12 protein-coding genes are annotated in these 14738 nt (G+C 62.9%); 6 read left to right on the top strand and 6 right to left on the bottom strand.

Features of this window, described 5'->3' with window-relative positions; all coding sequences use genetic code 11:
• The first annotated feature begins 29 nt into the window (after positions 1-29).
• Positions 30-1676 carry a chaperonin GroEL gene (gene groL / locus AC19YR_RS13325; protein ID WP_095106486.1) on the top strand — a complete coding sequence of 549 codons (1647 nt, stop codon included), beginning with the start codon at positions 30-32 and terminating at the stop codon, positions 1674-1676.
• A gap of 100 nt (positions 1677-1776) precedes the next feature.
• Here the strand turns inward: groL and AC19YR_RS13320 are convergent, their stop codons facing one another.
• The gene (locus AC19YR_RS13320) at positions 1777-2535 is read right to left on the bottom strand and encodes a phosphatase PAP2 family protein (protein WP_095106488.1); all 759 of its coding nucleotides are present in this window, start codon (positions 2533-2535) and stop codon (positions 1777-1779) included.
• Positions 2536-2719: 184 nt separating this feature from the next.
• Between AC19YR_RS13320 and colR the strand changes: the two genes are divergently transcribed.
• From colR to AC19YR_RS13295, 5 genes are all read left to right on the top strand, one after another.
• Positions 2720-3403, top strand: a complete 684-nt coding sequence (gene colR, locus AC19YR_RS13315) for a two-component system response regulator ColR (protein WP_095106492.1) — start codon at positions 2720-2722, stop codon at positions 3401-3403.
• Complete coding sequence (locus AC19YR_RS13310) at positions 3393-4673, top strand: sensor histidine kinase (RefSeq protein WP_095106494.1); 1281 nt, start codon at positions 3393-3395, stop codon at positions 4671-4673. The genes colR and AC19YR_RS13310 overlap by 11 nt, the downstream gene beginning before the upstream one ends.
• A 137-nt stretch (positions 4674-4810) precedes the next feature.
• Positions 4811-5491 (top strand): class I SAM-dependent methyltransferase, encoded by a 681-nt coding sequence (locus tag AC19YR_RS13305; RefSeq protein ID WP_095106496.1) that lies wholly within the window; start codon positions 4811-4813, stop codon positions 5489-5491.
• Between the two features lie 3 nt (positions 5492-5494).
• Entirely contained in the window at positions 5495-6199 is a 705-nt protein-coding gene (locus AC19YR_RS13300; protein WP_500598777.1) for a lipopolysaccharide kinase InaA family protein, read from the top strand.
• Positions 6199-6426, top strand: a complete 228-nt coding sequence (locus AC19YR_RS13295) for a hypothetical protein (protein ID WP_095106500.1) — start codon at positions 6199-6201, stop codon at positions 6424-6426. The genes AC19YR_RS13300 and AC19YR_RS13295 overlap by 1 nt, the downstream gene beginning before the upstream one ends.
• A 57-nt stretch (positions 6427-6483) precedes the next feature.
• On the opposite strand, the gene AC19YR_RS13290 is transcribed toward AC19YR_RS13295, so the two are convergent.
• The 5 genes from AC19YR_RS13290 to AC19YR_RS13270 all read right to left on the bottom strand — a co-directional run bounded on the left by AC19YR_RS13290 (position 6484) and on the right by AC19YR_RS13270 (position 14524).
• A complete protein-coding gene (locus AC19YR_RS13290; protein WP_500598775.1) occupies positions 6484-9516 on the bottom strand; it encodes a multidrug efflux RND transporter permease subunit in 3033 nt (1010 codons plus the stop codon).
• 14 nt (positions 9517-9530) lie between these two features.
• On the bottom strand, positions 9531-10682 hold the full coding sequence (locus tag AC19YR_RS13285; RefSeq protein WP_095106504.1) for an efflux RND transporter periplasmic adaptor subunit: 1152 nt from the start codon (positions 10680-10682) through the stop codon (positions 9531-9533).
• Between the two features lie 205 nt (positions 10683-10887).
• Complete coding sequence (locus AC19YR_RS13280; RefSeq protein ID WP_095106506.1) at positions 10888-11988, bottom strand: DUF1513 domain-containing protein; 1101 nt, start codon at positions 11986-11988, stop codon at positions 10888-10890.
• A 14-nt stretch (positions 11989-12002) separates the two neighbouring features.
• Positions 12003-13067 carry an imelysin family protein gene (locus AC19YR_RS13275; RefSeq protein ID WP_500598774.1) on the bottom strand — a complete coding sequence of 355 codons (1065 nt, stop codon included), beginning with the start codon at positions 13065-13067 and terminating at the stop codon, positions 12003-12005.
• Positions 13068-13096: 29 nt separating this feature from the next.
• Positions 13097-14524: a di-heme oxidoreductase family protein gene (locus tag AC19YR_RS13270; protein WP_500598773.1), complete on the bottom strand. Its 1428-nt coding sequence runs from the start codon at positions 14522-14524 to the stop codon at positions 13097-13099.
• Between the last annotated feature and the right edge of the window lie 214 nt (positions 14525-14738).

The raw sequence follows: 14738 nt of genomic DNA, 5'->3' as shown, positions 1-14738 counted from the left end.
TACTACAAAGTATTTAAGGAATATCGATCATGGCTGCTAAAGAAGTTAAATTCGGCGATTCCGCCCGCAAGAAAATGCTCACCGGTGTCAACATCCTGGCTGACGCAGTAAAAGCGACCCTGGGCCCAAAAGGCCGTAACGTGATTATCGAGAAGAGCTTCGGCGCTCCGACCATCACCAAGGACGGCGTTTCCGTAGCCAAAGAGATCGAACTGGAAGACCGTTTCGAAAACATGGGCGCGCAGCTGGTCAAAGACGTTGCCTCCCGTGCCAACGATGACGCAGGCGACGGTACCACCACCGCTACCGTACTGGCTCAGTCGATCGTTAACGAAGGCCTCAAGGCCGTCGCTGCCGGCATGAACCCGATGGACCTCAAACGCGGCATCGACAAGGCGACCATCGCTGTTGTTGCCGAGCTGAAAAACCTGTCCAAGCCATGCGCTGACACCAAGGCTATCGCTCAGGTAGGCACCATCTCCGCCAACTCCGACAGCTCCATCGGCGACATCATTGCCGAAGCCATGGAAAAAGTCGGCAAAGAAGGCGTAATTACCGTTGAAGAAGGCACTGGCCTGGAAAACGAACTGTCGGTTGTAGAAGGCATGCAGTTCGACCGTGGCTACCTGTCCCCATACTTCGTTAACAAGCCAGAAACCATGGTTGCCGAGCTGGAAAGCCCGCTGATCCTGCTGGTCGACAAAAAGATCTCCAACATCCGTGAAATGCTGCCAGTACTGGAAGCCGTGGCTAAAGCCGGCCGCCCACTGCTGATCGTTTCCGAAGACGTTGAAGGCGAAGCCCTGGCGACTCTGGTTGTGAACAACATGCGCGGTATCGTTAAAGTCGCGGCCGTCAAGGCTCCAGGCTTTGGCGACCGTCGCAAAGCCATGCTGCAGGACATCGCCGTGTTGACCGGCGGTACCGTTATCTCCGAAGAGATCGGCCTGAGCCTGGAAAGTGCCACCCTGGAAAACCTGGGCAGCGCCAAGCGTGTGACCATCTCCAAGGAAAACACCATCATCGTTGACGGTGCTGGCGTTGAAGGCGACATCCAGTCGCGCATCAACCAGATCCGCGCCCAGGTTGCCGAGACTTCCTCGGACTACGACCGTGAAAAACTGCAAGAGCGTCTGGCCAAGCTGTCCGGCGGCGTTGCAGTCATCAAGGTTGGCGCCGGTTCCGAAGTTGAAATGAAAGAGAAAAAAGCCCGCGTTGAAGACGCCCTGCACGCAACCCGCGCAGCCGTTGAAGAAGGCGTGGTACCTGGCGGTGGCGTTGCGCTGATCCGTGCTCTGGAAGCTCTGGTTGACCTCAAAGGCGACAACGCTGACCAGAACGTAGGTATCGCTGTTCTGCGTCGTGCCGTTGAATCGCCACTGCGCCAGATCGCTTCCAACAGCGGCGACGAGCCAAGTGTTGTGGTTAACGAAGTCAAGAACGGTAAAGGCAACTACGGCTACAACGCTGCCACCAGCGAATACGGCGATATGGTCGAAATGGGCATCCTGGACCCAACCAAGGTGACCCGTTCGGCACTGCAAGCAGCCGCTTCGATCGCTGGTCTGCTGTTGACCACCGAAGTTGCGATTGCTGACAAGCCGAAAGCTGAAGGCTCTGCTGGCGGCGGTATGCCAGACATGGGCGGCATGGGTGGCATGGGCGGCATGATGTAACCCAGCTTCACCCCGCACGACAAAACCCCGCCGGCCTCAAGCCGGCGGGGTTTTTTATGGCCTGCACAATCGTGTGCAACCTCGTGGCAGCAAACCTGTTCTAGCCCTCAACAGGTAGACCCTTAGTGTTGGTCGACGCACTCGCTCCTTCAACCGCCGAGGCCGGCCGATACAGAACGTAGTAATACGACCCCAGGCAAATCAGCCAACAGAAAATCGCCGTCCACAGGTTGTGGGAGAAGAAGTGCGCGCCTTGCATCATGCGTCCCACAGAAAACACCGTGCCCAGGGTGAAAGCAAAGGCCAGTGCATAACGGGCCACACGTGGGCGGCGGTCGCGCAAAACAAAAAACAGCGCAAACAGGGTGAAGCCGGTTGCCGCATGGCCGCCAGGCCAGCAGCGCCCGGGTTTGTCGGTGGCCGGGCGTGGGCTAAGTAGCTCGCTGTAGGTTTCCTTGCCGCCAAACTCTTTCAGGCTCCAGGGGCATTGCACGGCGGTTACGGCTTTTATCGGCGTGACGAAGGATGTGGCCAGGGCCAGCGATAGCACCAGGCAACCCAATTCCCGTTTGAATGGCTTGAGCCGGGCGACAAAAAACGAGGCGATCAGGCCCAGGATGGCAAACACCGAAAAGGCGATGACCAATTGCTTGGCGCGGTCATGGAGGATGTTTTCGAGGAAGTAGCTGTGCTTGCCGATGAATTCGCCACTGGCCGAATCGTAGAAGTACGACGCCAGTGCCATGTCCAGGGAGGTCAACTCCAGCAGGACCAGAGCCAGCGCCACAACGGCGGGAACGCCCAGGCAAACCCAGAGGTTCAGGGGGCGTGAAACGGGGCGGGCAAGGCTGGCAGGCATGGGAGTCCTTGGCGAGTGGAGATTGATTGCGCGCAGACTCTGCGCCGCGGGCCGTCGCCAGGGTGTGAACGGGGAGTGAAAAACTCGTCAAGCCCAGCGTTTCGCGCAAGCCCTAGCCGCGGCTGGCACTTGGCTTTAAGCTGCGCGAGCCAAACGGCCGTTACCCTGGACGCGGAGAGTGCCCATGCGAATTCTATTGGTTGAAGATAACCGCGATATTCTGGCCAACCTAGCCGACTATCTGGGCCTTAAGGGCTACACCGTCGATTGCGCCCAGGACGGCCTCTCGGGCCTGCACTTGGCCGCCACTGAACACTATGACCTGATCGTGCTCGACATCATGCTGCCCGGTATCGACGGCTACACCCTGTGCAAACGCCTGCGCGAAGACGCGCGCCGTGACACACCGGTCATCATGCTCACCGCTCGCGATCAATTGGACGACCGCCTCCAGGGTTTCAAGTCCGGGGCGGACGACTACCTGGTCAAACCCTTTGCCCTGTCGGAACTGGCGGCGCGGGTCGAGGCCGTCATGCGCCGGGCCCAGGGCGGCGGCCGCCGGGCCTTGCAGGTGGGCGACCTGAACTACGACCTCGACACCCTGGAAGTGACCCGCGAAGGGCGCCTGCTCAAGCTCAACCCCGTCGGCCTGAAACTGCTGGCGGTGCTAATGCAGAAAAGCCCCCACGTGCTGCGCCGCGAAATCCTCGAGGAAGCCCTGTGGGGCGACGATTGCCCCGACAGCGACAGCTTGCGCAGCCACGTTCACCAATTGCGCCAGGTGATCGACAAACCGTTCGCTAAACCCTTGCTGCAAACCGTTCACGGCGTGGGCTACCGCTTGGCCGAAGGTCGCGATGGAGTTTAGGCAGAGCCTTGCCCAACGGATCATCATCGCCTTTGCCTTGATGAGCGCGTTGGTGGCGGGGGCGTTTGCCATGGGCATCGTGGCGACGGTGCACCTGGTCGAAGAAAAACTCATCTCTGCCGGCCTGGGCGGTGACCTGCAACGCCTGTTGCTGATGGACAACATGGAAGACTGGCGCCATCGCCCGGAACCGGACCAGTTGTTCTACTTCAGCGGCGGGCGCGGGGACTTCGCGCTGCCCAAGGACCTGCGGCACTTGACTCCGGGCTTCCACGAAATATTCCGCGAGCAGTTGTCCTACCACGCCATTGCCGAAGTGGTGGACGGGCGCCGCTATGTCCTGCTGCAAGACCAAAGCGATTTCGAGGAACGCGAGCGGGTGCTGTTCGCCGTGGTGCTGGTGGGCTTTGTCCTGAGCCTGGCGCTGGCGGTGTTCCTGGGTTGGGTGCTGGCGCGCAAAGTGATGGCGCCGGTGGTGCGCCTGGCCCGCCAGGTGCGCCATCGCGACCAATTGCTGGGCCTGGCACCGCCGCTGGCGCCGGACTATGCGGCCGATGAAGTCGGTGAACTGGCGGTGGCTTTTGACGCCACCCTGGGCCGCTTGCGCCAGGCGCTGGACCGCGAGCGCCTGTTCACCAGCGACGTCAGCCACGAACTGCGAACACCGCTGATGGTGCTCGCCAGCTCCTGTGAACTGCTCCTGGAAAACCCCGGCCTCGACCCGCGCGGGCGCGCCCAGGTCGAGCGCATCGCCCGGGCCTGTGAAGAAATGCGCGAGCTGGTGCAAACCTTCCTGATGCTCGCCCGTGCCCAGCATGAAGACGCCAGCATGTCGCCGAGGCTGACCCTGGGCCAAGTGGCCGAAGGCCTGATCGCCCTCTGGCGCGAGCCGATCGAAGCCAAGGGGCTGCGGCTCATCTACGACGGCGGCCACCCGCTGAGTACGCGTTACCACGCCACGTTGCTGCATGCAGTGATGGGCAACCTGCTGCGCAATGCTTTGCACTACACCGACCATGGCTTTATTCGCCTGACCCTGGAAGCCAGCGGTTTCGTGGTCGAGGACAGCGGCGTGGGCATTCCTGAAGAAAAACGCGAAGCCATGTTCGAGCCCTTCGTGCGCGGCCACGACAAACGCGGCGATGGTTTGGGCCTGGGCCTGTCGCTGGTGCAGCGGATCTGCGAGAACCAGGGCTGGACCGTCAGCCTCAGTACCATGGAGCCCAACGGTTGCCGGTTCCGGGTGGAGTTGGCGCCGGTTCTGGAGTGAGTGATCGAGGCTGAGAGGGTGTGCGTAAAATCTTGAAATACAACCCTCGTGGACGGGACGAAGTTTTCACAAAGGGATGACCTGACACCAACATTCCGACGCCTAAGGTGACGCCATCGACTCTGGAGACCCCGACGATGGCTACCCCGATCAAACTGGAATTTTCCAACAAGTACACCCCAAAGCACGCCCAGGAGTACCTGCAAAAGCATCAGGACGGCTTGGCCCGCAAACTTTCCCACCTGCGTGATGAGCAACTGGCCCGCAAGGCCCTGGCCCTGGCCGGGGAGCCCGGCTTGGTGCTCGACTTGCCCTGCGGCGCCGGGCGTTTCTGGCCGTTGCTGGCGGAAAAAACCAACCGCGTGATTATCGGCGCCGATAATTCGCCCGCTATGCTCGATGTCGCCATGGGCTCGCAACCGGCCGATGTGGTGAAACGGGTACAACCCTTGCACACGTCTGCGTTCGACATCGACTTACCTGATAACGCCGTCGATAGCATTTTCTGCATGCGCTTGCTGCACCACATCGGTGACGCCGCTCACCGCATCGCTCTATTGCGCGAGTTCCAGCGCGTCAGCCGCGACAGTGTGATCGTCTCGCTGTGGGTCGATGGCAACTTCAAGGCCTGGAAACGCAAGCGTCTGGAGCAAAAGCGCCAGGAAAAAGGTGGGCAGGGCGGTTACCAAAATAGATTTGTGTTACCTGTTGTTACTGTTGAAGATGAGTTCCGCCAGGCTGGCTTCCGCATTCAGGAACACCTGGATTTCATACCGTTGTATGCCATGTGGCGGGTTTACGTACTACGCAAGGAGTAGCAGATGGCCGTTGACTATGTGTCGCCGGTGGGCCACCAGGATGTGGACCGGTTCGAGCATTTCTGGAATCAGCGCGGGGAGTGGGTCGAAGAGCCTAATGAGCGCCGTGGCGGGCAAAGTGGCGTGCAGCGCATTGTCAGCGCGCACGGCCGCTTGCTCTACGCCAAGCGTCAGGTCGGCCACTTGTACCGCAGTTGGCTGTACCCCTTTGGCCGGCCCACCGTGATGCGCGAACGCGACGCCCTTAATGGTTTGCGGATGTTGGATGTAGGCGTGCCGGAGCTTGTGTTCTGCGGCGCGCAGCAGGATCAGCACCATCAGTGGCAAGGTTTGCTGGTCACGGCAGCGCTGGAAGGTTACGTGGATATCGAGCAGTGGTACGCCGCCGGCGAGCGCGAGCGGCACGGCGAGGAAGTGCACGAACGCCTGCTCAAGCAACTGGCCGGGAACCTGGCGCGCATGCACAACGGCCGCTGGCAGCATGGCTGCCTGTACGCCAAGCATATTTTTGTGCGGGTGGTGGACGAGCAGGTGGACGTGGCCCTGCTGGACCTGGAAAAAGCCCGCCAGCGCCTGAACCGCACCCGTGCCGCGCGGCACGACATGCAGCAGTTACGCCGCCATTCGTCGTGGAGCGGGGCGGACTGGCAGAAGCTCAGCTACTTTTACGAGGCGGCGTTTGGCAGCGCTATCAAGGGTTTAACCTAATGAAGTTAGAAATTGCACGAGGTTTGTTCCTGGCAGGAGCCTTGGCAGTTGCAACCTGGGCGGTGGCGGCGTGGGAACAGCCGCGGATGCAGGTGCTCAGCGCGGCCAATGGCGATGCCCTGTGCACCCAGCCGCGGGTGGCCAAGGCCTCAATGGCCAACGAGCCCGACCACGACCTGCTGCTGTTCATGTTCGGCATGGCCCAGGGCATGCGACCGCAGAGTTGAGCTGTTAGGCACTGAAAAAAGACCTCGCCGATGCGAGGTCTTTTTATGCCTGCCGGTTCAGGCCTTTGCCTTGTCCGGCGCGGCCAGCAAGGTGTAGACGCACGGCAGCACGAACAGGGTGAACAGGGTGCCGATGGACATGCCGGTGGCGATCACGGTGCCGATATCGAAGCGGCTGACCGCCCCCGCGCCGCTGGCCAGAATCAGCGGCACCATGCCGAACACCATGGCCGCTGTGGTCATCAGCACCGGGCGCAGGCGAATGGCCGCGGCTTCTTCCACCGCCTCGCGGGCGCTCAGGCCTTTGTCGCGGCGTAGCTGGTTGGCGAACTCGACGATCAGGATGCCGTGCTTGCTAATCAGCCCAATCAACGTCACCAGGCCGACCTGGGTGTAGATGTTCAGGCTCGACCAGCCGAGAAACAGCGGAATCAACGCACCGCAGATCGACAGCGGCACCGTCACCAGAATCACCAACGGGTCGCGAAAGCTCTCGAACTGCGCCGCCAGCACCAGAAAAATGATCGCCAGGGCCAGGGCGAAGGTCACCCACAGGGCGCTGCCTTCCTGGACGAATTGCCGCGAAGCGCCGCCGTAGTCGAAGGCGTAGCCGGGGCCGGCTTCTTCCTGGGCGATCTGGCGCACGGTGTCGATGGCCTCGCCCATGCTCACCAGGGGGAAACCGGAAATCTTCGCCGCGTTCAATTGCTGGAACTGGTTCAACTGCCGAGGGCGGGCGCGGTCGCTGACGCTAATCAGGGTGGACAGCGGCAGTAACTGGCCCTGGGCGTTCTTCACGTAGTAGGTGTTCAGCCAGTCGGGGTTGTCGCGGTAGGCCCGCTCGACCTGGGCGATCACCTTGTAGCTGCGGCCCTCGATGGTGAACCGGTTGATTTCGGCTTCGCCCAGCAGGGTCGCCAGGGTGCCGCCCAGGTCCTGCATGGACACGCCCATCTGCGCCGCCTTGGCGCGGTCGATATCCACCACCACTTCCGGTTTGTCGAAGGCCAGGTCGATGTCCATGAAGGCGAACTTGCCCGACTCCAGCGCACGTTTTTTCACCCGGTCGGCGATTTGCAGCAGGGAGGCGTAGTCGTTGGCCGAGTTGATGATGAACTCGAACGGCAGGCCTTCGCCGGTGCCGGGCAGGGACGGCAGGTTAAAGCCGAAGATCTGTAGCCCCGCGATGGCGGCGAGTTTGCCCTGCACCTCGGGCAGGATCTCCATTTGCGTGCGATCCCGTTCGTTCCAGGGCTTGAGCAGGAAACCGCCGATGCCCGATTGCACGCCGTTGTAGCCGTTGATCTGGAACGAGGAGTAGTACTCGGGGAACGCTTTGAAGATCGTGATGAATTCGTCGGTGTAGGTGTTGAGGTAGTCGAGGTTAGTGGGCTGCGGCGCGTTGGCCATCATGAAAATGATGCCCTGGTCTTCGTCTGGCGCCAGTTCCGTCTTGGTGAACTTGAGCAGCACCGGGATCAGGCACAGCACCACCACGGCGAACACCAGCACCACCGGCCGGGTGTTCAGGGTGCCGTGGAGCAGGCTTTGGTAGCGGCGCTTGAGGCCGTCGAAGATCAGGTCCAGGCGATGGGCCAGCCCAGACGGGTTCTCATCGTGGCGCAGGAGCAGGGCGCACATCATCGGCGAGAGGGTCAGGGCGACGATGCCGGAAATCACCACCGCCCCGGCCAGGGTCAGGGCGAACTCCTTGAACAACGCACCGGTCAGGCCTTCGAGGAAACCGATGGGGGCGTACACCGCCGCCAGGGTGATGGTCATCGATACCACCGGCATGGCGATTTCCCGGGCACCTTCGAGGGCGGCGTCCTGCGGCGTCTTGCCCTCTTCGATATGGCGGTGGATGTTCTCCACGACCACGATGGCGTCGTCCACCACCAGGCCGATGGCCAGCACCATGGCCAGCAGCGTCAGCAGGTTGATCGAGTAGCCCATCAACTGCATGAAGAACATCACGCCGATCATCGACAGCGGGATGGTAATCACCGGGATCACCACCGAACGCAGGGCGCCGAGAAACAGGAACACCACGACAATGACAATCAGCACCGCCTCGAACAGGGTCTTGACCACCTCGTCGATGGAGGCCTGGATAAACAGCGTCGCGTCGTAGGCTATTTCCGACTTGAGGTTGGGCGGTAGCTGGGCTTCCAGCTCGGGCATGATCTTGCGCACTTCCTTGATGACGTCCAACGGGTTGGCGCCAGGCGTGGCCTTGATGCCGATGTACACCGACGGCGTGCCGCCGAAGGAGCTGATGGAGTCGTAGTTTTCGGCACCCATTTCTACCCGCGCCACGTCGCGCAGCAGCACGCGGCTGTCGCCGTCGATCTTCACCGGGATCGCGGCAAAGGCTTCGGCGGACTTGAGTTCGGTGTTGGCGTTGATGCTGGTCACCGTGTACTCGCCCTTCACCTCGCCCGCGGCGGAAAGGAAGTTGTATTGGCGCACGGCGTTGGTCACGTCGGCGGCGCTCAGGCCGAAACCGGCGAGCTTGACCGGGTCCAGCCACAGGCGCATGGCAAACACCTGGTTGCCGAGGATTTCGGCCTCGGCCATGCCCGGCAGGGTGGCGAGCTTGGGCTGGATGACCCGCGACAGGTAGTCGGTGATCTGCGGGTTGCTCAGTTCCTGGCTGAAATAGCTGATGTACATCAGCGCCGAGGCGTCGGCGGCCTCTTTGCTCAGCACCGGGTCTTCGGCGTCCTGGGGCAGCTTGTTCTTGACTTCGTTGGCCTTGGCCAGCAGCTCGGTGAACAGGCGATCGCTGTTGGCGCCGATGCGCGCGTAGATGGAAATCACCGAGAAGTTCTGGCGGCTGACCGAGGTCATGTAGTCAATGCCTTCGGCGCTGGCCAGGCTTTGCTGCATCGGCTGGGTGATGTAACCCTGGATGGTTTCGGCGTTGGCCCCGGGGTAGGCGGTGGTCACCGTGATAAGGGCGTTTTCCATTTGCGGGTACTGGCGCAGCGGCAACTTGCTGAAGGCCTGGAACCCCAGCAGCACAATCAGCAGGCTGACCACGGTGGCGAGCACCGGGCGGCGGATGAACGGGTCGGTAAAGGCCATGGGGGTTCCTTGAATCAGTCGGCGCGCGGCTGGCTGCTCTGTTCGTCAGGCAAGGTCTTGTCGGCACTGATGGCAAGGGTGGCGTTGTTGTCGAGCTTGATCTGCCCGGCGCTGACCACTTGTTCACCGCTTTTGAGGCCCTTGCTGATGAGCACCAGGCCATCACGGCGCTCGCCGGTCTCAATGAAACGCCGCTCGGCGATCAATACCGGTTGGCCGTTGGCGTCTTTTTCCACCTGGCCATCGGCGTTCTTTTTTTGCGCCACCACAAACAGCGAGTTGCCGTACAGGGTGTAGGTGATCGCGCTTTCCGGCACGACGATGGCGGGCTGCGGGTCGGGAAGCAAAACCTGGAGGCTGGCGAACATGCCGGGCAGCAACTGGCCGTCCGGGTTGGCCAGGGTGGCGCGTACCAACACATTGCGCGTGCTGTCCTCGACCTTGGGGTTGATGGCGCTGACCTGGGCAGTGAAGTCCTGTTGCGGGTAGGCCGAGACTTTAAGCTGCACCGATTGGCCCACGGTCAGTTTCGGCACCCATTGCTCGGGCACGTAGAAGTCGACATAGAGGCTGCTCAGGTCTTGCAGGGTAGCGATCACCGTGCCGCTGGCCAGGTAGTCGCCCACGTCCACCTGGCGAATGCCGATGGTGCCGCTGAACGGCGCGAGGATGCGCTTCTTGGCCAGGGACGCCTTGAGTTGGTTGACCGTGGCCTTGTGCTTTTGCAACTGCGCCGAGAGGCGGTCGAACTCGCCCTTGGAAATCGCCTGGCTGCCCACCAGTTGGCTGCCGCGGCCGTAGTCAAGTTTGGCCAGGCCCAGGTCGGCCTCGGCGGTTTCCAGCAGGGCGGCTTCCACGGCGCTGTCCAGTTGTACGATGGGTTGGCCGGCCTTGACCTTCTGCCCGGACTTGAACTGCACCTCTTGGACGGTGCCGGCGATCTCCAGGCTCAGGTTCACCCCTTGCAGGGCCTTGAGGCTGCCCACCGTCGGCAAACGACCCTGCCACGGCTGTTCGCGGGCCGTGGCCACCGCCACGCTGATGGGCGGCGGCGGCGCGGAAAACGCCTGGATCTGCTGATAAATCGAGAACGCCTTGTAGCCCGCCAGCAACAGGACGATCAGCAGGACAAGGCCCAACATGATAAGCATGCGGCGGCGCAGCATATTCCGGTTCCTTGGAGGGCGTTTGGCGAAATTGTCTGACAATCAGCGTGGCAGATTACTCCCGTTGCCGGGGAGATGACCAGATGTGTTCCGGCCATCGCCCGCCGTGCATCCGTGGGTACGCGGTTTGCCGGCGATGGCGATCTTGTGACCGTCATCGCGAGCCAGCTCTGCTCCTACAGGTAGGGGCAGTGGCCGTAGCGTTTCAGGCCATCAGGTGCAAGTGGTTGTCCCACAACCCGGCGGGCAGTTCCAGGGGCTGGGCCACCAGGTTGGGCTGGCGGCAGTCGTAGAAGCGGCAGCGGCCCTGGCCCGAGGTGACGACAAAGCCATCGGCCACCGCACCCACGCCGGCACAGTCGGGCAGGGGCGCGTCGAGGCGTACCTGGGCGGTGTCCAGATCCCAGATAAAGAAGCGGTTGCCCCGTGGCGCCGTCAGGGCCACCAGGCGCAGCTCGCTGTGCACGGCGACGCTGGCGGTGTAGTGCCCCATGGCCTGCAACTGTTCATCGGCCACCGGGAAGGGCACGAATGCCTGGCCGGGGCGCTTGATCGCCAGCAACTCGGAGCGCTCGTGGGACGGCCCCATGAACTGCTGCCCGGCGACGATGGTGCCGTCGCTGGCGATACCCAGGTGGCGCACGCTGTTCATCGGCTGGGCGAGGGTTTCCTTGCTCAACAGGGTGCCGTCGCGCTGCATCAGCACCAGGCTGGGTTCCATGGCGTCGAGGTTCATCTCGACTCGGCTCTCGGCCTCGGTGCGGATGCCGCCGTTGGCCACCACCAGGGTTTCGCCGTCGGGCAGCCACGACACCTGGTGCGGGCCGATGCCGTGGGTGGAAATTTCGCCGCTGTGCACCAGACGTTCACCCTCGAAGCGGTATACGCCGAGCAGGCCGCGCCCGGGGGCGGTGGTGTCGTTTTCCGTGGCGTAGAGCCACTGGCCGTCCTTGTGGATGACCGCGTGGCCATAAAAGTGCCGGTTCGGCTGCGAGGCGAGGGTTTGCAGCAGGGTGCCGTCGCGCAGGTCGATCAGGTAGCTTTCGGTGCCGGGGCGCCGCGCCACGAACAGCGCGATGGGCAGCGTGGGGTGGTTGATGATGTCGTGGCAGCGCTGGGCGACGCGGGTGGCGAACACCCGGGTGCCGTCCAGCCGATAGCCGACGGCGTAGTGCGCGCCGTCGCCGTCATCGCGCGCCGAGAGCAGCAGCGGGCTGCGGCCCTGGCGCTTGAACAGAGTCCAGCCACCCAGGGTCACCGCGCCGAGCAGCGCGCTGCCCAAGGCTAAAGCCTGACGTCGCAACATGGCACTTACCCTCATCAGTCACCGTCGTTGGCGTTGAAGCCCAGTTGAATGCCCAGCGCTTTGGCCAGTTCGCCTTCGTGCAGGCGATGGACCACGTTGAGGCTGTCGTAGAGGTCGTTGAGCTGCTGGCGGCCGGCATCGTCGCCGAGCATTTCGGTCAGCGAACGCTGGCTGCTGGCGAACAATGTCAGGGAGGCGGCGTAGGCGGCGTCGATCTTGTCGGCCAAGGCCTTCTGCTCGGCCGGCAACAGGCTGCGCAGGCCTTTGTTGTCCACCCCGGCCCACACGGTCTGGGCGGCGCTGAGGCTGGCTTCCAAGCCTTGCAGCGACGACTGGCTGCGCCACGCATCGGCCTGGAACGGCTGCGGGATGCCCTTGGTCTGGCGGCCCATGGGCGTGCCGAGTTTTTTCTTCAGGGTGTCCAGGGCGGTGACCTGGACGCGCAGCAGGTCGGCGATGGCTTCGTGGGAGTCGGCGTAGCGCTGGTTGGGGAACTTGCTCATCTGCGCGAGCATGCCGTCAGTGGTGTTCCAACCGGCGAGGATCTCTTCGGCCAGTTGCTTCTGGCGCTCGCCAATGGCCATCAGCAGCGGGCAGTAGCGCTCTTTTTGCGCGGCGTCGGCGAGGTCAACCTTGGCGTCGAACAGGATGTACTCGTAGGCCGACAGGCCTTGCACCACCACGCTGGATTTGCTCAGCGCCGCGGCATCGATCTGCGGCTGGGCGCTGACCAGTTGCTCGACCTGGCGGCCCACCAGGTTCTTTTTGTCTGGCCAGAACTGCACCTGCCAGGCGCGGTTGCCCTCGGCCAGTGGGCCGATCAGCAGCGGTTGCAACTGGGCCCAGGCTTTTTGCGCGTGGAGGAAATCGGCGCGGGCGGTGTCCAGGCTTGCGTTACCTTGGCAGTAGGCCAAGGCACTGGTAGCCAGTTGCCGGTCGGCGTCGACCCAGCGGCTGTAGGTCGGCAGGATCACCTGTTTGGCGATGGCCGCCGAGGTCACTGCTTGCGGGTCTTGGGGCGAGCACGCGCCGAGGGCGAGGGCGGCAAGGCTGGTGAACAACAACTTGGGACGGAACATGTCGGGCTCCCTTTGGGTGGGCAAGGCGTTTAAAGAGAATTCAGGAAGGCCAGCAACGCGGCGCGCTGCTCGGCATTAAAAGTCAAAACCTGTTGTTGTGCAGCCTGGGCCTCGCCGCCATGCCAAAGCACGGCTTCGAGCAGGTTGCGGGCGCGGCCGTCATGCAAAAACTGGGTGTGGCCGCTGACGGCCTCGGTCAAGCCGATGCCCCACAACGGCGGCGTGCGCCAGTCGCGGCCACCGGCAGTGAATTCTGTGCGGTTGTCGGCCAGGCCTTCGCCCATGTCGTGCAACAGCAGGTCGCTGTAGGGGCGGATCACCTGGTTGGCCAATTCGGGTTCGGCCGCGTTGGCTGCAGTGGTGTACTGCGGTGTGTGGCAAGACTGGCAACCGGCCTGGTAGAACAGGTTCTTGCCGGCCAGCACCTGCGGCGCCTCGACGTCGCGGCGCGCCGGCACCGCGAGGTTGCGGGCGTAGAACAGCACCAGGCGCAGGATGTTGTCGCTGACCTCCGGCTCGTCGTCGGGGCCATTGCCATTGGGCGCCTGTTTGCAGGCCACTTGGGTGTCGGTGCAGTCATCGACGGTTCTCAGGGAGGTGGTCAGGCCCATATCACCCGAAAACGCGTGAACGTTTTGTTGATTGAGGTTCGGCTGCCCGGCCTTCCAGCCAAATCGCCCGAGCACGGTTTTTTCCTGGGCGTCGTCCCACACGTAGTTAGGCCGCCCGGCGATGCCCTTGGCGTCGCGAGCCTGGGCCTGGGCGTTGGCCAGAATATCGGCCTCGGGGATGGCTTCGAGCAGGCCCAGGCCGATCATCGGCGGGGCGATGCGCGCGGAGAACCGCGTGTCTGGGTGCATCGGCCCGTAGCCCAGTTGGCTGAAGTTGAGCCGGGGCTTGCGCAACTGCACTTCGGTGCCGTCCTTGAAGCGCACGCTCAGCGGTTCGTAATCCACCCGCACCTTGCCTTCGGGGGTGACACCGGGTATCGCCATGTCCTGGAACTGGCCGCCGTACACCGGCTCGGGCACTACGCCCAGTTGCTCGATGACCTTGGCGTAGGCCGGATCATTGGGGATCGACAGGCGCACCAGCATCGACACCGCGTTGCTCGCGCTTGGCGTGGGCGGGTGGCCGCGGCCGTCCTTGATGTGGCAGTTCTGGCAGGCGTTGGTGTTGAACAGCGGCCCCAGGCCATCGCGGGCGGTGGTGGTGGACGGGGCGATCACCCAGGGGTTGCGGAAAAAACTGTTGCCCACGCTGAAGTCCAGGCGCCGGGTGGGCGACAGGTTGGCTGACGGCAGGGAGAAGGCGTTCTGGTCGCGCTTGTTCACCGTGGTCGCGCCGCCGGAGCGGGCCTCGCCAGGTTCGGCCTGGGTAAAGCGCGGGGCGTCATCGCAGGCACTCAAGCCCAGGGCCAACAGCAGAGTGGACAAGCGAAGCGGCAGCGAAGGCATCGGGTTTCCTGGGGGACGAGCCAAAAAGAAGGCGCAAAGTCTAACAGGGCGGGGGGATTTGAATAAGAGGAATTATCGTTTGCTTGACCCACAGCAGGGTTCTGCACGTGGGGGCATTCATGTGGGCGCGGGGCGGTTCGCGATGGCGGTGTGTCAGCGCCCAATAGGCGCTGGCTGTGAAATCACTATCGCGGGCAGGCCCGCTCCCACAGCG

This window comes from Pseudomonas sp. MF08817, assembly GCF_059862705.1.
Note: the sequence above shows the minus strand (reverse complement) of the source record. Positions and strands in the feature narration are given on the sequence as shown.